This is a genomic window from Acinetobacter tianfuensis, from assembly GCF_003611465.1.
Lineage (GTDB): Bacteria > Pseudomonadota > Gammaproteobacteria > Pseudomonadales > Moraxellaceae > Acinetobacter > Acinetobacter tianfuensis.
This window is the reverse complement of the sequence record NZ_RAXV01000007.1, coordinates 14,250-36,875: the sequence shown is the minus strand read 5'-3', so window position 1 is coordinate 36,875 and position 22,626 is coordinate 14,250. Positions and strand designations below refer to the sequence as shown.

24 protein-coding genes, 1 pseudogene and 1 riboswitch are annotated in these 22,626 nt (G+C 42.7%); of the genes and pseudogenes, 12 read left to right on the top strand and 13 right to left on the bottom strand.

What is annotated here, in order from left to right; translation table 11 throughout:
• Positions 1-2 precede the first annotated feature (2 nt).
• The 3 genes from D7V32_RS04830 (at position 3) to D7V32_RS04820 (ending at position 1,805) form a co-directional block, all read left to right on the top strand.
• Positions 3-707 carry a hypothetical protein gene (locus D7V32_RS04830; protein ID WP_120401776.1) on the top strand — a complete coding sequence of 235 codons (705 nt, stop codon included), beginning with the start codon at positions 3-5 and terminating at the stop codon, positions 705-707.
• A gap of 38 nt (positions 708-745) precedes the next feature.
• Positions 746-1,225, top strand: coding sequence for a tRNA (cytidine(34)-2'-O)-methyltransferase (locus tag D7V32_RS04825; RefSeq protein WP_120401775.1), 480 nt, complete (start codon positions 746-748; stop codon positions 1,223-1,225).
• 151 nt (positions 1,226-1,376) lie between these two features.
• Positions 1,377-1,805: a hypothetical protein gene (locus D7V32_RS04820; RefSeq protein ID WP_228200172.1), complete on the top strand. Its 429-nt coding sequence runs from the start codon at positions 1,377-1,379 to the stop codon at positions 1,803-1,805.
• A 64-nt stretch (positions 1,806-1,869) separates the two neighbouring features.
• Here the strand turns inward: D7V32_RS04820 and D7V32_RS17450 are convergent, their stop codons facing one another.
• Positions 1,870-3,513, bottom strand: coding sequence for a PT dipeptide repeat lipoprotein (locus D7V32_RS17450; protein WP_213072540.1), 1,644 nt, complete (start codon positions 3,511-3,513; stop codon positions 1,870-1,872).
• A gap of 149 nt (positions 3,514-3,662) precedes the next feature.
• Positions 3,663-4,058, bottom strand: a complete 396-nt coding sequence (locus D7V32_RS04810) for a hypothetical protein (protein ID WP_147394209.1) — start codon at positions 4,056-4,058, stop codon at positions 3,663-3,665.
• A gap of 166 nt (positions 4,059-4,224) precedes the next feature.
• On the opposite strand from D7V32_RS04810, the gene D7V32_RS04805 reads away from it, so the two are divergent.
• The 3 genes from D7V32_RS04805 to D7V32_RS04795 all read left to right on the top strand — a co-directional run bounded on the left by D7V32_RS04805 (position 4,225) and on the right by D7V32_RS04795 (position 6,982).
• Entirely contained in the window at positions 4,225-5,415 is a 1,191-nt protein-coding gene (locus D7V32_RS04805; protein WP_228200171.1) for a cupin-like domain-containing protein, read from the top strand.
• A gap of 72 nt (positions 5,416-5,487) precedes the next feature.
• Positions 5,488-6,291, top strand: a complete 804-nt coding sequence (locus D7V32_RS04800) for a DUF6502 family protein (RefSeq protein ID WP_120401771.1) — start codon at positions 5,488-5,490, stop codon at positions 6,289-6,291.
• Positions 6,278-6,982: a hypothetical protein gene (locus D7V32_RS04795; protein WP_120401770.1), complete on the top strand. Its 705-nt coding sequence runs from the start codon at positions 6,278-6,280 to the stop codon at positions 6,980-6,982. The genes D7V32_RS04800 and D7V32_RS04795 overlap by 14 nt, the downstream gene beginning before the upstream one ends.
• A 58-nt stretch (positions 6,983-7,040) precedes the next feature.
• Here the strand turns inward: D7V32_RS04795 and D7V32_RS04790 are convergent, their stop codons facing one another.
• The 6 genes from D7V32_RS04790 to rpoD form a co-directional block, all read right to left on the bottom strand.
• A complete protein-coding gene (locus D7V32_RS04790; RefSeq protein WP_120401769.1) occupies positions 7,041-8,432 on the bottom strand; it encodes an APC family permease in 1,392 nt (463 codons plus the stop codon).
• 277 nt (positions 8,433-8,709) lie between these two features.
• Positions 8,710-9,894 (bottom strand): iron-containing alcohol dehydrogenase, encoded by a 1,185-nt coding sequence (locus D7V32_RS04785; RefSeq protein WP_120401768.1) that lies wholly within the window; start codon positions 9,892-9,894, stop codon positions 8,710-8,712.
• A gap of 3 nt (positions 9,895-9,897) precedes the next feature.
• Positions 9,898-10,431, bottom strand: a complete 534-nt coding sequence (locus D7V32_RS04780; protein ID WP_120401767.1) for a hypothetical protein — start codon at positions 10,429-10,431, stop codon at positions 9,898-9,900.
• 74 nt (positions 10,432-10,505) lie between these two features.
• Positions 10,506-11,162: a lipoyl(octanoyl) transferase LipB gene (gene lipB, locus D7V32_RS04775; protein ID WP_228200170.1), complete on the bottom strand. Its 657-nt coding sequence runs from the start codon at positions 11,160-11,162 to the stop codon at positions 10,506-10,508.
• Between the two features lie 130 nt (positions 11,163-11,292).
• Positions 11,293-11,580 carry a YbeD family protein gene (locus tag D7V32_RS04770; RefSeq protein WP_120401830.1) on the bottom strand — a complete coding sequence of 96 codons (288 nt, stop codon included), beginning with the start codon at positions 11,578-11,580 and terminating at the stop codon, positions 11,293-11,295.
• Positions 11,581-11,708: 128 nt separating this feature from the next.
• Positions 11,709-13,601 (bottom strand): RNA polymerase sigma factor RpoD, encoded by a 1,893-nt coding sequence (gene rpoD / locus D7V32_RS04765; RefSeq protein WP_120401765.1) that lies wholly within the window; start codon positions 13,599-13,601, stop codon positions 11,709-11,711.
• Positions 13,602-14,005: 404 nt separating this feature from the next.
• On the opposite strand from rpoD, the gene D7V32_RS04760 reads away from it, so the two are divergent.
• Positions 14,006-14,215, top strand: a complete 210-nt coding sequence (locus D7V32_RS04760; protein WP_120401764.1) for a PA3496 family putative envelope integrity protein — start codon at positions 14,006-14,008, stop codon at positions 14,213-14,215.
• 69 nt (positions 14,216-14,284) lie between these two features.
• On the top strand, positions 14,285-14,809 hold the full coding sequence (locus D7V32_RS04755) for a YecA/YgfB family protein (RefSeq protein WP_120401763.1): 525 nt from the start codon (positions 14,285-14,287) through the stop codon (positions 14,807-14,809).
• Positions 14,810-14,895: 86 nt separating this feature from the next.
• Here the strand turns inward: D7V32_RS04755 and D7V32_RS04750 are convergent, their stop codons facing one another.
• The 3 genes from D7V32_RS04750 to trhO form a co-directional block, all read right to left on the bottom strand.
• Positions 14,896-15,327: an ABZJ_00895 family protein gene (locus D7V32_RS04750; protein WP_120401762.1), complete on the bottom strand. Its 432-nt coding sequence runs from the start codon at positions 15,325-15,327 to the stop codon at positions 14,896-14,898.
• A gap of 133 nt (positions 15,328-15,460) precedes the next feature.
• Positions 15,461-16,096 (bottom strand): DedA family protein, encoded by a 636-nt coding sequence (locus D7V32_RS04745; protein WP_120401761.1) that lies wholly within the window; start codon positions 16,094-16,096, stop codon positions 15,461-15,463.
• 244 nt (positions 16,097-16,340) lie between these two features.
• On the bottom strand, positions 16,341-17,273 hold the full coding sequence (gene trhO / locus D7V32_RS04740; RefSeq protein WP_120401760.1) for an oxygen-dependent tRNA uridine(34) hydroxylase TrhO: 933 nt from the start codon (positions 17,271-17,273) through the stop codon (positions 16,341-16,343).
• A 187-nt stretch (positions 17,274-17,460) separates the two neighbouring features.
• On the opposite strand from trhO, the gene D7V32_RS04735 reads away from it, so the two are divergent.
• Positions 17,461-17,946: a DUF1289 domain-containing protein gene (locus D7V32_RS04735; RefSeq protein ID WP_120401829.1), complete on the top strand. Its 486-nt coding sequence runs from the start codon at positions 17,461-17,463 to the stop codon at positions 17,944-17,946.
• 29 nt (positions 17,947-17,975) lie between these two features.
• Positions 17,976-18,507, top strand: a pseudogene (locus D7V32_RS04730) (LysE family translocator).
• Positions 18,508-18,723: 216 nt separating this feature from the next.
• Here the strand turns inward: D7V32_RS04730 and ribB are convergent.
• Complete coding sequence (gene ribB / locus D7V32_RS04725) at positions 18,724-19,383, bottom strand: 3,4-dihydroxy-2-butanone-4-phosphate synthase (protein ID WP_120401759.1); 660 nt, start codon at positions 19,381-19,383, stop codon at positions 18,724-18,726.
• Between the two features lie 100 nt (positions 19,384-19,483).
• Positions 19,484-19,636: riboswitch (FMN riboswitch) on the bottom strand.
• Positions 19,637-19,845: 209 nt separating this feature from the next.
• On the opposite strand from ribB, the gene D7V32_RS04720 reads away from it, so the two are divergent.
• Both D7V32_RS04720 and D7V32_RS04715 read left to right on the top strand, forming a co-directional pair.
• The gene (locus D7V32_RS04720; RefSeq protein WP_120401758.1) at positions 19,846-21,627 is read left to right on the top strand and encodes a DUF2157 domain-containing protein; all 1,782 of its coding nucleotides are present in this window, start codon (positions 19,846-19,848) and stop codon (positions 21,625-21,627) included.
• Positions 21,615-22,148 carry a GDYXXLXY domain-containing protein gene (locus D7V32_RS04715; protein ID WP_171407580.1) on the top strand — a complete coding sequence of 178 codons (534 nt, stop codon included), beginning with the start codon at positions 21,615-21,617 and terminating at the stop codon, positions 22,146-22,148. The genes D7V32_RS04720 and D7V32_RS04715 overlap by 13 nt, the downstream gene beginning before the upstream one ends.
• Positions 22,149-22,214: 66 nt before the next feature.
• Here the strand turns inward: D7V32_RS04715 and panD are convergent, their stop codons facing one another.
• Positions 22,215-22,595 carry an aspartate 1-decarboxylase gene (gene panD, locus D7V32_RS04710; RefSeq protein ID WP_067668515.1) on the bottom strand — a complete coding sequence of 127 codons (381 nt, stop codon included), beginning with the start codon at positions 22,593-22,595 and terminating at the stop codon, positions 22,215-22,217.
• Positions 22,596-22,626: the final 31 nt, after the last annotated feature.

Genomic DNA, 22,626 nt, shown 5'->3' with positions numbered 1-22,626 from the left:
GGATGGCCTATTATTTTGCTGGCTATTATTTGTTGCAGCTTAAACAGCATGCATTATTGAACAGGGCTAATCAATTTATTCGTACTTGCAGTTCTTGCATTAATGATCATTTGATTAGCAATTGGTCTTATTCATGCGTTAAAAATGCTCATTTTAAAATAGAAGATGTACAAAGCCAGTTTAATTTGTCTAATTTGCAATTGAGTAACTTGCGGAAGTGGGCTGATCAACATAGTTTGCAAGATCAGGTTGGTTGGATCAGCCTCTTTTACGATATTGAAACTGCTTTAGAATATAAGCATAAATTCTTTGAGCATTGTCAAAATGTTCACTTATTATCAATGTATATTGATGAAGAATATAGACAGGATATTCTTGAAATTTATAAACCTGCTTTTCCTAATATAGGAGAGGTCGGCCTTTATGCATGTTTGAAGAAGGTAATTGTTGAACCTGAAGATACAAATGAATTACTTTTAGGCTATGACTATATTGGTATAGAACCTTGTGGAGATTTTCACAGTTTTCATTGTCACCATCTTGCAGATAGGCTTTGTGAGAAATTCAATTTAGAACTTAATTACAATAATTTATTTGATGATTCTTCAAGACAGTCTGAAATTGAAGATTTTCTAAATGATGAATCGTCAGGACTTGAAGCAGTCCCATGGGGGATTGCAAAAGTGAAGTTGGTCAAATCTTGGTAAATATGTATTTATCAAACAATTTAATATAGAGAAAATACGTGATACATGTTGTTTTATACGAGCCAGAAATTCCTGCAAATACAGGGAATATCATTCGTTTATGTGCCAATACCGGAGCGCAGTTACACTTGGTCAAACCATTAGGTTTTGAGCTGGATGATAAAAAATTGCGCCGTGCCGGTTTGGACTATCATGAATGGGCGCATATGAAGGTCTGGGAAAACTTTGCAGAATGCCTGACGCATTTGGAAAGCCAAGGCGTGATGAATGATGCCATTTATCCTTTAACAACAAAAGGTACAGAAACGCCGCATACTTCTGATTTAAACCGTTCTGTAGCGCTGCTGATGGGGCCTGAAACCCGCGGTTTACCAGAAGATGTGCGTCTAATGTTCCCGCAAAAGCATTGGATCCGCTTGCCGATGGCGCCGAATTCACGCAGTTTGAATTTGTCGAATGCAACTGCTGTGATTTTATATGAAGCATGGCGTCAGCAGGGCTTTCAAATACTGACTTAAGTGTTTTATAGCATTTCATTAAAGGCCATCTTTTAAGATGGCTTTTTTATGTGATGCGCAAAGATAAATAAAAAAATTGTAATGTTATTTTGTACAGGGTTTAGCCGCGCTGTGCTTTTGTATATAAAGTACACATGATGTTTGAGAGATATTGAGCTTGTTAAAAATATTGAAGATTAGTTTTGGGGTTTTCTTTGGCGCATTCATCGTCAGCTCAGTGGTGATGGCTGCTGAACTTGATCAAACTCAGCCTTTAACTGCCGATGAAATTCACAACGGCATACAAAACATGAAAGCAGATTTAAGCAGCCGGATTGAGGCGTGGGGAGCAACGCTGAAGCCAGAGGATTTTGAGCGCAGCTGGACTGGACGCAGTTTAAATAAGCAAAAAAGACAAGAAGTTTGCGGGATTTTCCAAACCGTGGTGGATGATACCTATCAATTAGCCGTGGAGAATAAAAGCAGATTGAGTGAGGCTGATCAGAAACAGATAGATGATCGAAATTTATTTATCCAGAGCTTGGGCTATAAAAATAATATTGTAGATACCCAGATGGGTTTCAATTGCCGTTTAAGATAATATGGAAAAGCCTCTGTTTTTTATCAAACAGAGGCTTTTAGCTTGGAGCTAAGCAAGCGGATCTTTAATCAATTAAATTGAAATCGCTTAGATCTGTTTGCAGTGATTTTGGATTTGTTGCGTACATCGACTGACCATTGGTAAACAGCCAGCCTAGTGTACCTTGCTGATTTAAACGCTGTGCCAATACATCATTAAAAGTTAAATTGCGGAAAACTTTCTCACTAAAGACTTTGAATTCTCCGACATTGGTGTTTTCACTGTCTTTCATAAACAGTAAGCCATTTTTATTGGTTGAACTCATATCTAAAGACATGCTGACCAAGCGGTAGCCTTCTTTGGCTTGCTCATCGAGCATGGTTTGAAGGGCAGTGGTGCTTGATGGGTTTGCTTTATAACGGTAGCTGTATGTTCCATTATGTGCACTGCTGTTTACACAAGTGGCAATCTTAGGCTGGTTGACTTTGCCATCTAAAATTTCAGGATGGTTGCCTGTGAAATAGCTTTTAAACTCGATGATACGGCAGCCCTGAGTTCCAAGACTGTTGAGCATAGTTTCTAGTGCAGTCGGATCGACAGCTCCGGCAACATAGCCGCTGTCATAGGTATAAGAAGCCGTATCATTCTCTTTTTTAATAAAATAATCAATGTACTTCATCTCTGTCGTTGGACGGATGGTATGGAGGTGCTGATAGCCAGTTTTACCTTTCTCATTGAGCTGAGCGCGCCAGCTGAAGTAATTGTCAGCAACAACTGTATTTGTGCGGTTTTCGGCGATATGGCTGAATTTAGCGCTGTCATTCGCCAATTTCATATAAGTGTTAACAATGCCGCTGTCTTTCGTTGGCGTATCATAGCCTATGAATTTATAGCCATTTTGACCCATTAAATTCAGTTGAGTTAAAAAGTCTGCACTGTTGAGAGAGTTACGGAATGCTGCTGTTTTAAAGTCCGCAGTTGTAATTTTTGCTTTTGGCGCCAGATTGCTAAAAAACACCGTGCTGCTTTTGGTATAGCAGCGCCTGTCTTTGAGCGGATCTTTAATCAGGCCGCGTTCCATGATGATGTAGTTAGGATTGGAGATCGTACTGTTAATAATACAGAAGCTATTGTTATTTAAAAAAGTCAGTACACGGTTACTCGGCGTGTTGCCTCGCTCAGGCTGAAATTTAATTGCATGATATTGGAAGTTGCTGAGCGTCGCTGCAGGCTGTATATCGCTGATGACCAGATCATGCAGTAATTGATAGCGTTTAGAAATCAGCTCACCGCTGCAGCTTTTTTCTGTAGTATTGTGAGCAGCATATGCGGCTTCTTCGTTGACTGCTTGGACTGAATTGGCTGTATTTTTGGTGATGGTAATCTGAGGTAAATTACAATTGGTACTTCCAAGACTATTATTGCCCTGAATCCAATCGCCAACAAATTGATCGGCAACTGTCGTTGGAGTCGGAGTTGGAGTTGGAGTTGGAGTTGGAGTTGGAGTTGGAGTTGGAGTTGGAGTTGGAGTTGGAGTCGGAGTTGGAGTTGGAGTCGGAGTCGGAGTCGGGGTCGGGGTCGGGGTTGGGGTCGGGGTCGGAGTAGGTGTTGGTGTCGGAGTAGGTGTTGGTGTTGAATCCGTACCTTTATCATCAGAGCTGGAGCCGCCGCATCCGCTTAGACCAATCAGCATGAGCAGGGCAAGACTGCTTTTTGTCATGGTATTCATTCTTTTTTCCTCTTCTTATTTTTTAGCGCACTACGGATCGTTGTTAACAGCGCGCAAGAGTGAGGAAGTCTTATGCGCTGGCAGTGGGGAGCAGCAGCGCATAAGACCTCAGGTGATAATTATGTATTTCTAAATATTTCAAAGACTTATCATTGAACTAAATGTGATTCAATCCAGCCATTGCCATATTCAGTGCTCACTTCAATCAATCCGTTTTTATTCATATTTCCAGCAAAGACCACATCTGTATTTTTAGACAGTTTGCTGACCACAGGGCTAGACTTATTTGGACTTTGGTAAAGTGCTAGATTATTGATTTTTGGGTAAAGGCGCTGTCCTGCTGTATATGAAGCATTAGCGTTTGAGCTGTTGGCGCCGCTGCCGAAACCGCTGACTTCTTTGGCTGTACCGCTCAGTTCTTTTGTTGTCTCGGTGATCTGGTTTAGAGTTCCGCGCAATTCGCGCATTGTGTCTGCAAAGCCCGCATGTGCGGCAGGTGTTAACGCGGTCATTGCTGAAAGTATTAGAAGCGAAAGTTTGTTCATGATAGCCACTCCTTTTAGGGCTTAAATGATTTATTTGGTGTTGTGTGTCTGCCGTAACATGCGCTGCAAATTTAAGGTTTTTTTGACCTTTTAATAAAATGCGAAAATTTAGCATTTTTAAGATAGATCATTTATACTCCAGTTGTAAAGAGGGAGATTGATTAAAATGAATCATCAGCAAATGCTTAAACTGGAACAGGCAGGTCAAGTTTGGCTGCAGCAGCTGCCTCAAGATTGGCAAATATGGCTGGAACAAAACCTGCAGCGCGGCTGCAGCGAAGAGCAGCTGATGGCTGTGCTTAAACAGCATGGCCTAGCGCCCAGTCAGGTTTTTGAACCGGGTGATATTGATATCGATCAATCACTTCGTGAATTTGTGCTGGAGCGCAGCCTCGCGGGAGATGGTGGCGCTGAAATTATTGCTGACGGCATGGCAAAAGGTTGGCCAGCAGCGCAAATAGAAGAAACGTATTTAGACCTGACCGTTGATCCTGTATTTCGTAAACTGCTGCAAACACAGCAGAAATTAAATAAATGCAGCTGGATGATGCGGACACAGGATCGGCTGCGTCAGCTGCAGCCGAATTATGCAGCTCAGATAGAACGTAAGTCTGTCCCAGGTTTTTCTGAATTTGTACAGCAGCATTATAGTTTGCAAGTACCTGTTATTTTGCTTCATGGTATTGAGCATTGGCCGGCCCGTCATCAATGGAGTCCTGAATATTTTGCTGCGCACTTTCCAGAGCAAATGATTGAAGTGCAGATGCATAGGCAAAGTGATCCAAATTTTGAGCGCAATTCTCCGCAGCTGAAAAGGCTGACACTGATGCGGGATTTTATTTCTAAGCTAATGGCGGTGCAGTACAGCAATGATATGTATTTGACTGCAAATAATGCAGCGCAAAATAAACTGCTGATGCAGGCGCTGCAAAAAGATATTGCAGACTTTGGTACAGGTTATTGTGATCTAACTCAATCTGAGCGCCAGTTTTTATGGATGGGGCCAGCTGGGACTTTTACACCGCTTCATTATGATTTAACCAATAATATGCTGGTCCAGCTGTATGGACGCAAAAAAGTTACTTTAATTCCAGCCTTGCAAATGCCTGATATGTATAATCATTGCTGGGTGTTTAGTGAACTGAATTGTTTAGATAATGCAGATTTAAAACAATATCCGCAGCTGCAGCATGTCACGCCTTTAGAGTGCGTACTGGAACCTGGCGAAGCGCTATTTATTCCGATTGGCTGGTGGCATAGTGTGGAAAGTCTGGATGTTTCGATTAGTTTATCCTTTACAAATTTCAATCAGATGAATCAATTTTATAATGAATATCCATCGGACTTAATCAAATAAAAATTGTGAAGCAGGTCAAATAATGCGAAAATTTCACTTATAAAGTGCTCTTTACTCTGGCTGGCTATATGCATGAACAAACTTCCGCTGAATGATGCTCAATTCAATTTGCAGCAAGTATTGCTGTTAATGAATTATTTGACTGAATGGCTTATCCGTTCAGGGGTGGGCTACACGGAATTTACGGCGGCATTAAAGCCTATTTTTTATGAACAAGCATTGCAGGAATTGCAGCGCATAGAGCAAAAACCAACCATTTCTGCAATTAGCCTGCTTTCGGGGCTGCACCGAAAGGATGTGACGGCTTATAAGCAAACTGTTGAAGAGGGTAAAGCGCTGACAGAGGCTGCAATTTCTGAGCCGATCAGTGTGCCTTCGCGTGTGATTGGTTTATGGCTGGCAGAAGGCTGGAAAGAATCTTTAGCTTTTTACAGTGAAACTGAAAACAGTTTTGAGCATTTAGTAAAGCGGGTTTCAACTGAGCGTCATCCGCGGTCAGTGCTGAATGAGCTGATTCGTCTAGGCGTAGTAACAGAAGATGAAGAAAATGTTGTGCTGCAAAAAGGCCCATTTATTCCAGACCCTTCTTTACTGGAAGCCCGAAAAATTCTAACCAATAATTTAACTGCCCATTTGGCAGCAGGGTTACATAATTTGTTTCAAAATAATGGAGCAACTTATCTGGAACAGGCGATTTGTGCGGATGAGTTAACTGAAAAATCAATTAATATATTGCATGATGAAAGCCTTAAATTATGGCAAGAATATTCTTTACGCTTATTAAAACTGGCATCAGAAAGATGCGCTTTAGATGAAGGGAAGCCAGAAGCAACCCAAACCTTCAGATTTGGAGTTTATCAGCATGACGGTGAATAATCCGCTTAAGCTGTTTAGTGTCTGTATGCTGTGTACAGTGATGTCTGCATGCGGTGACTTATTTGGCGCAGGGGGCGCCAGTTTGGAAGGGACTGGAAATGGCAGGCCATCACCGCCTGGTTTAGGTAATGCCGGCGATGGTGATGAAACGGACAAAGAGTTTGATGAAGCTTTTCCGCTGCTGCTGTCTTTGAATGAACCCGCATACGATCATTGCAGCTTAGTGATTCGCGAGCTGCAGTTTATTGATCCTGTGGAAAACACTCCCGTACTGAAAAAGACTGTGCTGCATGTAAATTTTAATAAAGATCATGCTGTTCCGCTAACTGTGCAGCTGACTTTAGAAAATGCTAATGCAGTGCCTGTACAGATTGAATATCCGCAATGCGATGTGCCTGTGAGGCTGCAAGATATTAAAAATGCTGTTCAGATTTTCCCAGCTGATGATTGCCGCGAAATAAAGACTGAAGTGCTGCAGCCAGATGAAATCCGCACTTACCGTTTGAATTATAATTTAGATCGGGTTGTGGATGGGCAATGGGATGTGCATAGCAAGATGAAGCTGATTGTGCCAGATTCATTAGAAGATGCGTGTCAGCCTTTGCCGCTGCATATGGGTTTGAATTATAAAGAGGATACTCAGGAGCCGAAGATGACGGGCTGGCGAGATTTATCCATGAAACATAAATAAATAGAGTAATAAAAAAGGCGCATGAAGCGCCTTTTTTATTTGAGCTGCCGTACAGAGATTATCTGTCATCAAACTCGTTATGCTGCGGAGCAGGGTGTTTGAAGCCTTTAGTTTTATAACCGAGGTACAAGATACCGAACATTGCCCACCATAAGCCGTATTTTAGCGCTGTCTCTTCAATTTCAAGCCACATTGCGAAAATACTGATGAAACCGCACAGCGGAATAACGACATAGTTAAAAATGTCTTTGGCATTTTTAGTACGGCCGTCACGCAGCGCATAGCGTGAAATCACAGACAGGTTTACGAAAGTGAAGGCAGTTAAAGCGCCAAAACTGATCATCGAAATAACAATGTCCAAATCCATAAAGCCAGCTGTTAACGCAACTGCGCCCACGATCAGTATGTTATACGATGGCGTGAAGTTCTTTGGACTGATATGGCCAAAGATTTTCTTGTTAATTACACCGTCGCGGCCCATCACATACATTAAGCGTGAAACGCCTGCATGCGCTGAAATACCCGAAGCCATAACCGTTACAATCGCAAAATAAAGCACGATTGTTTTGAAGGCTGCGCCGCCAACAGCTTGCAAGATATCAGGCTGAGTCGCTGCCACATCTTCAAAGTATGTTTTTGGGTCATTCGGGAAGTAAATTTGCATGAAGTATGTGCTGATAATAAAGATTACGCCTGCAAATAAAGCGGTAAAGAAGATCGCTTTAGGCAGGGTTTTTTCCGTATTCTTCGTTTCTTCTGCAAGTGAACTCAGTGAGTCGAAGCCTGTAAAAGAGAAACACAGCAGTGTTGCGCCAGTAATAAGCGCGCCGACACTTGTCAGTTCATTCCAGAACGGCTCTAGACTCCATAGCTGGTATTTTGCATCGACTAATGTGCCGTCAGCATTTACACCGCCAGAAAGCAGGCTGTAAACCATCCATGTGAAGTAAGCGATGACGCCCAATTGAACAAATACAATCAGACCATTGAAGTTGGCAACAAAACGAGCGCCGCGCAAGTTCACAGCAGTCATAAATGCTGTTAGGCCAATCACCCATACCCAGTGGTTCACCTCAGGGAATAAGGCTTCAAGATAAATAACGGCGAGAATAATATTGACCATAGGAGACAATAAATAATCCAGCCATGACGACCAGCCCACCATGAAACCGACGTTCGGGTGAATTGATTTTTGTGCATAGGTATATGCAGAACCTGAAGAAGGGTAACGGCGAATCATGTGGCCATAACTAAGAGACGTAAATAAAATTGCAATCAATGCAATGATATATGACGTAGGCACATGGAAATGACTTTCTTCTGATACTAAACCGAAAGTATCAAATAATGTCATGGGTTGAATATAAGCTAAACCAATAATGATAATGTGCCAGAAACCTAGCGTTTTTTGTAATTTAGCTGCTGATTGAGTCCCAGAAAAATTCGTCAACGGCGTATCCTCATAATAATCGTTGATCAAGGATCATTCATGTTCATATAGGATCGTTTGAGACGAACGATCCCCCCTACGTTTTGAAACAAAAGTGCGCCAATCTACTCTAATATGCCGCTTTTTGCCAGTGATTTTTGTGTTTTAAGCTGCAGGAAATATGCCAGCTTCTTTCATTTTATTTGAGTTTAGAGGTATTTCCTGCCGCATAGATAAAAGCCTGATGTTTAAAAAACATCAGGCTGAATTTGCGCTATATTCGCTGATTTTTCAACAATTACCAAGCTTTTTCTAAGATAGTTTTTAAATCCTGCAGTGTTGCTTCTTTTGGGTTGTAAATGATTGAGCCGTCATTCAGCGCTTTCTCTGCAACTTCGTCCAGCTGCGCCTCAGTCACTTTGCCTGTTTCACGCAGTGTACGCGGCAGTTTGGTCAGTGTATGAATACGGTCACGCATTGCTAAAATGCTTGAAATGGTTTTATCTGCCCGTAAATGCGCAGGGGTTTGCGCATAAATGTCAGCGCCTGCCAGCGGCAGCAGCAAGTCTGCTATTTTATCTGCATTCACTTCTTTGTTGTATTCAAGCACATATGGCAAGAACAGGTTCATGCACAGTCCATGGGGCAGGTGTGCAACTGCACCTAATGCGTGGCCAAGCGAATGAATTAGGCCAACCATAGAGTTTGAAAATGCAATGCCGGCCATAGTAGAGGCTTGAGCCAACTCTAAACGGCCTTGGGCATCGGCAGGATTGTCTAAAACATTGAATAAATGTTCGCTGATTTTTTTAACGGCAGCAGTTGCATAGGCATCTGAAATTGGGTTGGCAGCAAGGCAAGTATAGGCTTCAACGGCATGTGTCATCGCATCCATGGCGGTCATAGCCGTTAAGTGCGGCGGCAGCGTTTGCGTCATGCGCGGGTCTAAAATGGCAGCATGCGGCATCAGGTAGTAAGATGCGAACGGCATTTTGACATTTTTCTGGTTGTCAGAAACAACCGCAACCATGGTGACTTCTGAGCCTGTGCCTGAAGTCGTTGGAATCACAAAAAATGGCTTCAGCGGTTTAGGCAGATTATGTGCGCCTGAATATTTCAGCAGGTCATCGCCGCCCTCAGAGACTAAAATATTGGTGGCTTTAGATGTATCAATGACTGAGCCGCCGCCAACCGCAATAATGGCGTCACAGTTGTTTTCACGGTAGAGCTGAGCAGCTTTGCGCACAGTTTCTAAGCTCGAATCTGGCGGCACATCATCAAAAATATGACCAATCACCGTTTCAGTCGATTCAAAAGCGGCTTCAATTGGCGCAAGCAAGTGATTGCTGCGTACACCTTTGTCAGTAATGATCAGCGGGCGTTTTGCGCCAAGAGCGGCAAGTTCAAACGGAATGTGTTCTAAAGCAGCATGGCCTGCAATCACTTTAACTGGGCAGAAAAATTCATAATAAGGCTTAGCCATGGTTTAGGCACTCCGTGTGAAATATGATTGAGCTACTTTCAAATAAATATTTGCAGCTCCAGTAAGTTTTTCTTTTAGGCTTAAATTGCTCGGGTATTCTTTGACTGCAAGCTCTGCAACCAGTTTCGGCAGAATAAGGGATTCCATTTTATTTAAGCAGCGCACAAGGCGGATAGCATAAGAAATATCGCCATTTGCAATCATGCGGTCATTGGCAAAAGCCTGAGCAGTGCTTTCCTGAAAAGAAAATACCAAAAAGGCATGATGCAAATGCTTAAAGGTAATGGTTAAGTCAGGCTTTTTGCTGTAATTGTTCAGCAATTCGAGTTTATGGTCCGCAGTCACACGTGCGACAAAGGCAGGCCCATTTGGAAAAACATTCATTGAAAGGCTGAAGCCAGCAGGAAATTTTGATACTTCCTGTTTTACTTCATCATCAACCTGACTCGCCATCACAAGGCCTCTGCCAATCACATCCATCATGAGTTTGACATAAGCAAGCTGGAGGGCGGGTTTTACGGATTTAACTGCAATCACGTGATCATCCCTATATTCAGATTTTATTTTTAGAGTAAATACTCTAATTTATTTTAATGGTTAAAGCAAAGTTTTTATCTGTGTTCTACAGTCACTTGATTAAAGTAACCGCTGTTTTTTAATGTTTCAATGATATCCGCGCAGAAGTTTTCAAATTTAGGGTAGTTTTCGACTAAATCTTGTACGCGGACCATTTCTAGGCCTGCATAGCCACATGGGTTGATAGTGTGAAAACCAAACAGGTCGCAGTCAATATTTAAAGATAATCCATGGTATGAGCGGCCTTTACGGATTTTAAAGCCCAAAGAGCCAATTTTACGTTCTGCAACATAAACACCTGGAGCGTCTGGTTTGGCATAGGCTTCAATGCCGTATTTGTTCAGCAGCTCAATCATCAGACTTTCTGCATACGATACCAGTGTGCGTACATGCCAGTTGAGGCGGTTCAGGTCAAACATAAAATAGGCAACCAATTGGCCTGGCCCATGCCAAGTCACTTGGCCGCCGCGGTCTGTTTGCACGACAGGAATACTGCTGCTCATTAAAATATGCTCAGGCTTGCCTGCTTGGCCCTGCGTCAGTACATCATGATGCTGCAAAATCCACAATTCATCAGGTGTTGTTTCATCACGCTGCTCTGTAAAGTTTTTCATTTCCCAAAAGCGCTCTTCATATGAAGTCAGCTGTGTGTAATGACGAATAATGAGCTGCGGTTTGGCTTCAGTCTCCACGCGTGTGTCCTGTTTAATTGGTTGAGATATCGATGATCTATTATAGGGAAATTGGCGGGGAATGGCAGGGTGTCTGTCTGAGTTTGAATAGCGCTTAGGCATAAAAAACACGCCCGAAAGCGTGTTTTTATTACAGTGCTGTTTTGATCAGCGGGCAAGCTGCAAGGTCAGCGTAGACTGCATGAACTTGCTCTAGCTCTTCAAAGCGAAGCTGCGCTGTAATTGAATGGTATTTGCCTGTACGTGAAGGCGTTACCAGCATTGCTGCGCCGTCAAATTCAGGAAAATGCTTGACAAAAATTGCGTTCACCGCCTGAAAAAGTTCTTCGCCGGCATTGCCAATCAATTTAATAGGATAGTCCATCGGGAAGACCCAAAGATGCTCTTGCAATTCACGAGAAGGAGCGCGATTAGTCATGTCAGTCATGGGATACCTCTGTATTTGAAAATACCTGCACGTTTGCAGGTATTTAGAATCATTTGCTGCATGATCATAATATGGGGCGGGAAGCCCCATATTCAACCCTGCATTGTCCTAGTTATAGGTTAGTCATTCTCAAGGAATGAACGCAAATGCTCTGAACGTGATGGATGGCGAAGTTTACGCAATGCTTTCGCTTCAATCTGACGGATACGCTCACGGGTAACATCAAACTGTTTGCCTACTTCTTCCAAAGTATGATCTGTTGGCATGTCAATACCGAAACGCATTTTCAAGACTTTCGCTTCACGTTCAGTCAAGTTCTCAAGCACTTCGCGTGTTGCTTCTTTCAGGCCTTCTGAAGTTGCAGCATCAACTGGTGAGGTGATGTTGCTGTCTTCAATAAAGTCGCCAAGATGCGAATCTTCATCATCACCAATCGGCGTTTCCATAGAAATCGGCTCTTTGGCAATTTTAAGCACTTTACGAACTTTGACTTCATCCATTTCTAAACGTTCACCCAATTCTTCAGGTGTCGGTTCACGGCCCATTTCTTGAAGCAATTGACGAGATACGCGGTTGATCTTGTTAATTGTTTCAATCATGTGCACAGGAATACGAATGGTGCGCGCTTGGTCTGCAATTGAACGTGTAATAGCCTGACGGATCCACCAAGTTGCATACGTTGAGAACTTGTAACCGCGGCGGTATTCAAACTTGTCTACGGCTTTCATCAAGCCGATGTTGCCTTCTTGAATCAAATCGAGGAATTGTAAACCGCGGTTGGTGTACTTTTTCGCGATTGAAATTACAAGACGCAGGTTGGCTTCAACCATTTCCTTTTTCGCGCGGCGCGCTTTCGCTTCGCCTACAGCCATACGCTTAGAAATTTCTTTAATTTCTTTTACGCTTAAGCTGAGCTCAGTTTCAATATCGGCAATTTTTTGCTGGAACGCGAGAACGTCTGGGCGAACTTTTTCTAAGTAGCCTTTCATTTCTGCAGGCGCTTTGGCCATTTGTTCATCCAGCCAAGCTGGATTTGATTCTTGGCCAGGGAATGATGTACGGAATTGAGTACGGTCCATACGGCCGCGGCGTACTGCATAACGCATGACTTCACGTTCAGATGAACGGATTGAATCATGTGTGCCGCGGATCATTTCAGAAATGATGTCAAACAGGCGAGGCGTAAATTTAAACATCATAAACACGGCAGCGAGGTTTTCTAGCGCAGCTGCGCCTTCTGCACTGTTGCGGCCATGCTTTTCAATGACAGTTTTGGTATTTTTCCAAGCTGCTTCCAGTTCATCAAAACGCGCTTTAGCAATTTCAGGGTCTGGGCCAGAGTCACCTTCAGAATCATCATCGCCTTCAGACTCTTCTTCCTCTTCGTCATCATCCAATTTTACATCTTTGGTTGATTTGCTTGATGAGCTGTCTTCGTCGTCAGCTTCAATTTCAGATTCTTCTTCCAGAACTTCTGGAATGTCTTCATTGGTTTCCGGATCTAGATAACCTGAAAGAATGTCAGCCAGACGGCGTTCACCAGCTTCGTAATCTTTGTATTCTTTTAAAACAACTTCAACCGCATTCGGCCAGTAAGCAATTGAGTTCAGAACATCGCGAATACCTTCTTCGATACGTTTCGCAATGCTGATTTCGCCTTCACGCGTTAACAGTTCAACTGTGCCCATTTCGCGCATATACATGCGTACAGGGTCAGTTGTGCGGCCTGGCTCATTTTCCACAGAGGCTAGTACAGCGGCAGCTTCTTCTTCTGCAACTTCATCAGCTGCATCGCTTCCGCCTTCAAACATGGTGTCGTCAGTTTCTGGCGCACGGTCGTGCACAGGAATACCGACGTCATTCAGCATTTGAATGATGTCTTCAATCTGTTCGCTTTCTGTGATCGAGTCCGGGAGATGATCGTTAACCTCAGCGAAAGTTAAGTAACCTTGTTCTTTGCCTCGGCTAATCAGCGCCGCTACCTGTGAAGTAGGGGAATTTATATCGCTCATCTTTGCTCACTCATCGTTGAATTTGTGACAGTAAAAAATCGCACAGCTCAGCTGCGCGGTTTATCTCATTAAAATTTGTGAATAGCTTGCTTATTTCATCAGGTCTTTACAGCCATTTCTGGCGGCCTGATAAAAGCTTTAAAAATTAAATTCAGTAAAATAGGTGGGGCTGAAATTGTAGTTTTCAAGTTCATCCCGTGCGCAGTTCATCGGTTTTAAGCCATGAGAATGGTCATAAAACTGAAAGACGCAGGGTGGATTATATCATTGCATAAATTAAACAAAGAAAAAAGCCTAAAATGTGTGTTTATAACGGAAAAATACAAATAAAACTTGACAAGATTTTAGAAGCGATATAAATAGCGCCTAGACCCTTTAAATTTTTTCATTATGAGGTAGTTTCAGTGTCTTCGACAGATTTTGAACTAGATGATAACTACGGTGATGATGATGTTAACTTCGATGAGGCCAGCGGAAAGATCAGCGCTAAGGAATCGCTTGAAAAACGTCGCCTGATTGATGAGCTGCTTGCACAGCGCCGTTTGGAGCGTGAATTGAAAGATTTCGATTACGACTTTGATGATGATGACGATTTTAATGACGAAGAAGACTAAAATCCGTTTTGGCTTAGCCCTTTAAAATGCTATGCTTGGACTTTAAGATTCTATGTTTGTGGATGTGAAATGAGTGCTTTAGATTTAGACCTGTTAAGCGAATACCTAGACGGTGATCAGAATGAGTATGGTCTGGATTTTGCAGCGACTCATGGTTTCCTGTGCGCAATTGCGGTTGGTCCAGCATTTGATAAATGGCTGAATGAGCTGTTTGAAGGCAATCAAAAGAAAGTGCCTGCAGAAATGATTGCACAAATCCAAGCTTGGCTGGACTCAATCCGTCAAAACCTTGCAAATGAAGAGGGGATTACTTTCCCTTTTGAAATTGAAGAAGCTGACGTTGAATCAAGTTTAGGTGACTGGAGTGTCGGTTTTGTTGATGCAATGTTCTTAAATGAAGACGCATGGTTTGCGCCTGAGTACGAAGAGCAATTGGTTGATTTGACTTTGCCGATCATGGTATTCAGCGGTGTGGATGAAGAAGATCCGCAAATGGAAACTTTCCGCCGCAACGGTCAGCTGATGGATGAGCTGGCTGAGGAAATTCCAGAAAACTTAAATGAATTGTATTTGATGTATCACACACCAGAATAATTCAGCGCCTATAAAAAAAGCACCTTTTGAGGTGCTTTTTTTATGCCTGCATGCTTATGGCTGGGTTAGCAGATTCTGATGCAGTTTTATGATTTGCGTTTGTTCCGTTTTTGCAGGCCTTTCAGGCAGCTGTTTGCGTACCAGCCAAAACTCATAGCCAAAATAAAATAATGAATCAGCACAGTGAAGGCAATGGCTAGAACTATGATCCAGAGCGGTACTGCGCTAAGCATGCTGAGAAAGGAAAGAGATTGAAATGCGATGAGCAAAAAGATGATAGAAACGCAGATGCTGATTGCAATAGAGGCCCCTAAACAGCCCCAAATAAGCTGTTTCTTTTCTTGAGCATCGGGCACACGTTCATGATCCTGTACAAATTTGCCGGCTGCTGCATAGCCTGCGGCCAATAGGCATGCGACAGAAGTACTGCTCGGCAGGTCAAAGTAGCTGATAATGACAGCAAGAACAGCCATGACGATGAGGTACACGATCGAAAAATAAGTAATGTATTTTTTCATAAGGATTCAGATTTCGATTGTTGTCAGTGATTAATATTAAGATGTTTAGTAAAGGCTTTATATTTTTGATATTTAGGATAAAAGCTTGCCTCTTTATTATTCTAGATGATAAAAGCGGGCGCAGCATTAAAATTTAATCGATTTTATGATCTTGGCCTGCGCGGCGCTTGCGCTGCTGGCGGCGGTATAGTGCCCAAAGGATGACTGCAATGACAATTGCAATGATGACATAACCGACTTGGCTGAAAATTTGATGCATGAGCGCTTGATTTTCGCCAAAATAAAATCCGACACAGGCCAGAAAAGTCGTCCAAATAACCGTACCTAGACCGCTATAAAGCATAAACTTCCAAAAAGGCATGCGGCTCATGCCTGCTGGAATACTGATGAGCGAGCGCACAGCAGGAATCATGCGGCCAAAAAATACAATCCTGTGTCCATATTGTTCAAACCAGTGAAGCGATTTTTTGACATCTTCAGATTTGATAAATAAATATTTTCCATATTTGTCTACACAGCGGAAGATGCTGTCATGATTGAACTTGTAGCCAATCCAGTAAAGTACCGCCGCAGCCAGCAGTGAGCCAATGCTGCCGGCAATGATGACACCAAGCAGCTGCAGCTGGCCTTGAGATGCCGCATAGCCCGCTGAAGGCATAATAATTTCTGATGGAATAGGCGGAAAGACATTGTCTAAAAACATCAGCAGGGCAATGCCAAAATAACCCAGCTGCTCCATGATGGATAGGATCCATTCTGTTAAGTTCATTCGGTGCTCAGCAAGGTAGTGCAGAGAAGGGGTTTGATGCTAATGCGGAATCAGCTGGAGGTAAAGCAAGCTTAATATCTGTTACAAAATTTACAGCGCTAAAGACTGTATTTTCAATTGTCTAGGGTATTGAGCGTGAGTCATTGATCCTGATTTTCCGGCATAAAAAAAAGCCTGCGGAGCGGTACTCCTGCAAGCTTTTTTATTTATGCAGAGTTCATTTGGATGAGCTCTGTATTTAAAATTATAGACGTTTACGTTTTGCCGCTAAAATTTGCGATTGGCGCATGCGGAAGCCTTCTTTTTGTTTCTCTGTTGTGTTGTCAATGCAATATACGCAAGACACGCCATGCTCATAGCTAGGCAATTCGACTTCTGCAGGAAGCAGCGGCCAGCCGCAAGCGTGACACTTAATATTCGCGCCTTCTTCCATGCCGTGAGTTACCGCTGTACGGCCGTCAAATACGAAACATTCACCTTCCCACATGCTTTGGTCAGCAGGTGTTTCTTCCAAGTACTTAAGAATGCCGCCTTTGAGGTGATAAACTTCATTAAAACCTTCTTGAAGCAATAAAGAAGTTGATTTTTCACAGCGGATACCGCCCGTACAGAACATTGCGATTTTTTTATCTTTATGCTGTTCCAGCTCTTTTTTTACGTAGTCTGGAAATTCACGGAAGCTTTCAGTTTTCGGGTCAATCGCGCCTTTAAATGTACCGGCTTTGTATTCGTAGTCATTACGCGTATCAATTAAAATCACGTCATCACGCGCAATTAAGTCGTTCCATTCTTTAGGGTCTAAGTAGTGGCCCACTAAATCACGCGGCTTCACTTCTACGCCTAGTGTTACGATTTCTTTTTTCAGTTTAATTTTCATTTTACGGAAAGGTTTTTCCGAACTGTACGATTCTTTATATTCCATAGACGTAAAGCCTTCGTCTAAGAGAAACTGATGTACAGCATCCACTGCTGCGCGGTCGCCCGCTACAGTACCGTTAATACCTTCATCCGCAACAATCAGAGTACCGCACAAATTGATCGAGCCGACTAAATCTAATAGGCGTTCTTTTAACGCAGCTGCGTCTTGAACTTCTTTAAATTGATATAGCGCGGCAACAACCCAACCAGAGGTCGCTTGCTGTTCTACAGGTGCAAGCTGTTCTACAGTAGCGTTCATGGAGTACTCCAAATAGAAAATAAAAATAGGAATTTTGAAAGGCGCATATTTTAACGCGTATTGTTTGAATAAGCGAGTAAAACAACAGGGCTTGATGGCTTCTATTCGGCTTAAAGTGCGTGTATATTCTTCGCCTACCTGCTGAAGCTGCGTCTGGGCTTCAGTTCAGCCGATGCAGGAGCCTGTTTTGAATAATGACCGTCGAATTGCTTCATTAACGCCATGTGCAGGGCGCTGTTCTACGGTGTTTGGTGACTCGGTCTGCCGGGGCTGCCGCCGTTTTAACCACGAAGTTATTAACTGGAATACTTATACAGCAGCACAGCACAGTGCTGTTTGGCGCCGTCTAGATGCGCAGCTGGATCAGATTTTGGTGCCGATGCTGCCTTTTGCTGATTTGCATCATGTTGAAATTTTTGTACTGTCGAAGCGGGTGCGTTTGCGTCCTGATGCCTCAAAAGGCCGTAAGCTTTATCATGCCTTGAAGTTATGTGAAAAAAACCGCCATTTTACCGATGACAGCGGTCTGGGTATTCATTACAAACAAGTGCGGCCGCTTTGGCAAGAGTTTGAGCGCCGTGTATTGGCTTTGGCGACAGCCAGTTATGATTTAGCTTTTTTAAGAGCGGACAGCATCAGCAGCCGTTTGATTCAAATGAGTGAAGAGGACTGAAAGTCCTCTTTTTTATTTCTATTTTTTAGATGCTGCAGGAGCGTGAAGAGCGTGAGCGTTCTGGGAAGGCTGCTGTAGTTATTATGATTGCAACACCGGTCCTGTCATGCTGCTGTGGTCAGTGCAGGGTTAAATGGCGGCTATAAGGGGGCTGCAAACGATATTGGGTACTAAATTTGGCTTCATTGGTGCTGATATTGCTTTCAGTATTGATGCTGAAGGGTGTATTGAAGGTAAATGATCAGTGGCCTCGATCTGATCAAAATATTTGGCTGTGTTTATATTGGCTATATTGGGCTGCAAATTTGAAAAGAAGCTGCTCAGGCAGCGCCGATGTCAGCAGTTTTCAGTGCTGTTAAAGGCGGCTTTAAACAAGGGTTTTTGGTTGGTATTTCAAATCCTAAAGATATCTTTTCTTTGTATCGTTCTTTCCGCAGTTTACAGGAATTAAAGCTGATTTGGATATCAGTCTTCTTATACTAATGCTTTTATGCAAAATTACTTGTAGTTTGCGGTGCGGTTTTATTGTTGGTTGCAGCATATGGCATTTATACGGTTTAAGTTTAAAGTTTGAAATGATGCGAGATAATAAATAGAATCAACTATTTATGGCTATTGAACATCATTAGGGTAAGATAAATCATAAATATTATGTAAATCAATAGATTGTATTTTTTTAAATCTTTTTGGAAGCTTTTTCAAAAAATACAGCCCCGAATGTGCTGCATAAGGGGCTGTATTAAATGCAGATTCTAAATCTGATTAACCTAAAGTATTTTAAATACCATGTGTTTGACGATATTGCACAATTTCCTCAATCGTAAGCACGGTTAAATGATGCGTTTGCGCATAAGCCAGTACCTGAATGCCCGAGGCCATTGTGCCGTCAGGATTGGTCAGTTCACATAAAACACCAGCTGGTTTTAATCCAGCTAAACGTGCTAAATCAATTGTGCCCTCGGTGTGGCCGCGGCGGGTTAATACACCGCCTGTTCTGGCGCGCAGCGGAAAAACATGGCCGGGGCGGTTTAGGTCACTGGCTGCAGCGCCATCCTTAATGGCGGCTTGAACAGTTGTGGTGCGGTCTTGAGCTGAGACACCAGTTGTTACGCCTTCAGCAGCTTCAATGGTAATGGTGAACGCAGTTTTAAATTGACTGGAGTTGTCTTGCACCATAGGCGGAAGCTCAAGGTGGTCAGCCAGCTCATCTGTAAGGCATAGGCAGACAATCCCTGAACCGTCACGGATCATGCGCGCCATGGTTTCTACAGTGAGTGTTTCGGCAGCAACAATAAGATCTGCTTCATTTTCACGGTCAAAATCATCCATGACCAAAACAGGTTTGCCTTGGCGGATGTCTTTAAGCGCTTGTTTGATGCGCTGTTCAGCTGGCGCGAGTGCGGAAAAGAAAATTTCGGGTTGTATTAAGCTAGACATTGAAACGCTCTCGTAAAAAAGACATACGGTTGAACATTTCAGGACATGAGAAATAGGGGGCGTAACTGAATATCCCAAATATTGAGATAAAAAACGGTGACGTCGTCTTCTTTCATCCGGACTATACCGTCGGCTTTGGCATTTCACCAAATCTGCTCATTACAAAGAATGTAATGAGCTCGTGGGCTGTTGGATCTTAAACGTCAGTCCAAATTACCACCGGTGGGGAATTGCACCCCGCCCTGAAGCGATGTGGCTTTAGTATAGACTTTAATACATAAAAAAAACAGGATCATCATTAGAAGCTTCAGTTCTATAAATAGAATAAACAATGCAAAGCATTATATTTTTGATTAAAAAATATTCATTATGAGGCTGTGTTTTTAAATGGCTCATACCGATAAAATGGTGACAAAAGCATTTAAGAAAAATGACAATAAATTTATAGAGGCATAATTTTCCATGAGTGAAAATATTTTAAATCAGCCTGCTTACCGCCGGCATTTATACAGTGTCGGCTTGGCTTTGATTGCGGTGAGTGTACTGTATTTGCTTGCTGCTAATTGGTGGATGCTGCCTAAGGAGATTCAGCTTGCTGTTCCGCAGCTGTTTTTACTTCTGTCTGCTTCTGCAAGCATATTTTTTGTACAGTCACAGGCGGCGGTTCAAACTTTGCATACGGTTTACGGCTTAATGCTTGGTTTAAGTTTGGCTGTAATTGGACAGGTGTATCAAGCTGGCACGGACAGTTATTTGCTTTTTTTGCTTTGGAGCTTACTGTTGCTGCCTTGGCTATACCGCAAAAATACAGGAATAATCATACTGTTGAGTATTACGGGCTTTTTAAGTCTGATGCTGCTAAATACTCAGCTTGGTTTCAGTGAATGGCAGTTAAACATTTCGGTTTATGTATGGCTGTTATTGCTTTGGCTGTATGCAAAGCGGTTCTATATTCATCTCAATAAATATTTTACGCTTTGGATTTGCTTTTGGTCCATTGTCAGTATGGTCCAATATGTTGCAGAGAATGAATATTCTTTTGTTTTTTTTATTGCTGCATTTTTGCCGCTGATGGCGGTAACTGCTTATGAATATTGGCAGAAAAATGCTTTAACCGTCAGTATGCTTAGTGCGGCGGCTGGCATTAATCTGCTGATTTGGATTGCTTATGGTGTGCTTGATCATCTCAATTTAGCGTCATTTGGCTTATTGCTGCTGGTGGTCATGAGTCTGGGTATTTTTGGCGTATTGACCAAAATAATTCTAAGTTTATTTCCAGCATCAAATTTTGGCTATATTCCGCTGTTTATTGGCGCGTGGCTGTCTGGCTTGCTGTTGGCTGCATTTGTCATAGGTATTTTCCGCTCTGCAGAAGGGGTATTTGTTTCAGGGCTATTGGCCTTCCCATTCGCGCTATATCTTCTTAAGCGCAATGATTATGGCTATTTCATGAAGCAGCTGTATTACTGTATTTTGATTTTTGCACAGCTAGGATTGTATGGCGGGCTTTTGGGCATGTTTGAAAACCCTGTTGCCGCTATGCTGGTCATGCTGCCGCTGATTATCTCTTGCTATCTGTATAAGTTATCTCCGTGGCTGCTGTTTTTACAGTTTTTATCTGCATATGGCATGCTGCTGCTGAGCCTATTTTACGCTGTCCATGAGTGGGGGCTGAGTCGGGACGGATTTAGCTGGTTATGGAGCATCGGGCATTATTTTCTATATGCAGTGATTTTATTTGTACTGCAATGGATTGATTTTAAATATAGAACGGCGCTGCTTTTGTCGAGCCTATTTATGATTCTTATTGGGCAAGGCTCGCTTATGCTGCTGCTTGATGCTTTTTCAACACACTCCGCCAGTGCTGCGGTTATCCCTGTATGGGGGACGGGATTGCTGTTTATCTTTTGGTGGGCCAGCTTTTATAAGGTTTATGCACATATTCTTCCGCTAACACAATTGCTGCTTTGGTTTGCTTTTTCTGCAGTCTTATGTGTTTTTGGCTATTTTGAGATCTTTCTTGGTTTACTTGTACTGGCATGGGCGCTTTTTTATAAGCATGCGTTTATCTATGTGCTTAGCATAGTGGCTCTATGTTTAATGCTTTGGCTGCTGTATTACAGTTTAGATATGACATTTTTGCATAAAAGTATCACGATTTTTGGTTCAGGACTTGCGGTTCTCGGTTTAGCTGGATGGCTGAAGAAATTAAGTTCGCAGGAGGCGAAGGTATGCAAAAGTTAGTTAAGAGGATGCCTGTGCTGCTGGTGATATTGTCAATTGGGTTATTTAACTTATTGATTCTGAGTAATGAGAATACGCTTCAGCGCGGTCAAAGTGTATTTGTTTCTTTACAGCCTGTAGATCCGCGTTCACTATTGCAAGGCGACTATATGGCTTTGCGTTATGAGATGCATATTCGCGGCCCAATACCAGATGCTAAACGTTCAAAAGCATATGTGAAGTTAAATGAGCTGAATATTGTTTCAGAAACCCGCTTTCATGTGGCTGATCGTGCGGATGCAAAGGAGTGGGTGCCAATCTTGTTAAAGCATCTGCCGCATAGCAGCAGCTTTTATCCAGTAACAACCAGTTATTTATTTGCTGAAGGGTTAGCGGACTGTTATAGCCATGCCAAATTTGCGGAGTTTAAAGTTATAGATACTGGACAAGCGATTTTGTATCGATTAACTGATACTCAATTGAAAAGCTTGAATTGTGAAACACAGCAGCGTTGGCAGGATGGAAATCCAGCTTTTAAATAGATTGGTTTGACTGAAAAATTGGCGCATAAAAAAACCCGCATGCTGCGGGTTTCTTTTTGACTGCAATTAAGCCACTTGAACTGGAATGCAGTTCGCTGTGTGGTTTACAGTGTTATTTGGGTTTGCATATACAAGGCGCGGCTTGTGGGCATTGGCTTCAGCTTCAGTGAAGTCGCCAAATGTAGCAATAATCATCAGGTCGCCAACATCAGCTTGAAGGGCAGCGCCGCCATTGACAGAAATAATGCCTGAACCTTCTTCACCGCGGATTGCATACGTTGTAAAACGCTTGCCGTTAGTCACGTTCCACATATGAATTTCTTCATATTCGCGGATACCTGCTAAATCCAAAAGAATGCCGTCAATTGCACAAGAACCTTCATAATGTAATTCTGCTTGTGTAACAACACAACGGTGGATTTTTGCTTTTAATAAACGAGATAGCATGACTAGCGTCTCCTTAGTGGACCTAAGAGTT

Bases quoted from the DNA above. Each gene is read 5' to 3' on its own strand.
- D7V32_RS04805 (WP_228200171.1), top strand. From the start codon at position 4,225: ATGAATCATCAGCAAATGCTTAAACTGGAACAGGCAGGTCAAGTTTGG.
- D7V32_RS04785 (WP_120401768.1), bottom strand. From the start codon at position 9,894: ATGGCTAAGCCTTATTATGAATTTTTCTGCCCAGTTAAAGTGATTGCA.
- D7V32_RS04750 (WP_120401762.1), bottom strand. From the start codon at position 15,327: ATGAAAAAATACATTACTTATTTTTCGATCGTGTACCTCATCGTCATG.
- ribB (WP_120401759.1), bottom strand. From the start codon at position 19,383: ATGTCTAGCTTAATACAACCCGAAATTTTCTTTTCCGCACTCGCGCCA.
- D7V32_RS04720 (WP_120401758.1), top strand. From the start codon at position 19,846: ATGAGTGAAAATATTTTAAATCAGCCTGCTTACCGCCGGCATTTATAC.
- D7V32_RS04745 (WP_120401761.1), bottom strand. From the start codon at position 16,096: ATGAACTTAACAGAATGGATCCTATCCATCATGGAGCAGCTGGGTTAT.
- D7V32_RS04800 (WP_120401771.1), top strand. From the start codon at position 5,488: ATGAACAAACTTCCGCTGAATGATGCTCAATTCAATTTGCAGCAAGTA.
- rpoD (WP_120401765.1), bottom strand. From the start codon at position 13,601: ATGAGCGATATAAATTCCCCTACTTCACAGGTAGCGGCGCTGATTAGC.
- D7V32_RS04810 (WP_147394209.1), bottom strand. From the start codon at position 4,058: ATGAACAAACTTTCGCTTCTAATACTTTCAGCAATGACCGCGTTAACA.
- D7V32_RS04770 (WP_120401830.1), bottom strand. From the start codon at position 11,580: ATGACTAATCGCGCTCCTTCTCGTGAATTGCAAGAGCATCTTTGGGTC.
- trhO (WP_120401760.1), bottom strand. From the start codon at position 17,273: ATGAACGCTACTGTAGAACAGCTTGCACCTGTAGAACAGCAAGCGACC.
- D7V32_RS17450 (WP_213072540.1), bottom strand. From the start codon at position 3,513: ATGAATACCATGACAAAAAGCAGTCTTGCCCTGCTCATGCTGATTGGT.
- D7V32_RS04715 (WP_171407580.1), top strand. From the start codon at position 21,615: ATGCAAAAGTTAGTTAAGAGGATGCCTGTGCTGCTGGTGATATTGTCA.
- D7V32_RS04755 (WP_120401763.1), top strand. From the start codon at position 14,285: ATGAGTGCTTTAGATTTAGACCTGTTAAGCGAATACCTAGACGGTGAT.
- D7V32_RS04795 (WP_120401770.1), top strand. From the start codon at position 6,278: ATGACGGTGAATAATCCGCTTAAGCTGTTTAGTGTCTGTATGCTGTGT.
- D7V32_RS04830 (WP_120401776.1), top strand. From the start codon at position 3: ATGGCCTATTATTTTGCTGGCTATTATTTGTTGCAGCTTAAACAGCAT.
- panD (WP_067668515.1), bottom strand. From the start codon at position 22,595: ATGCTATCTCGTTTATTAAAAGCAAAAATCCACCGTTGTGTTGTTACA.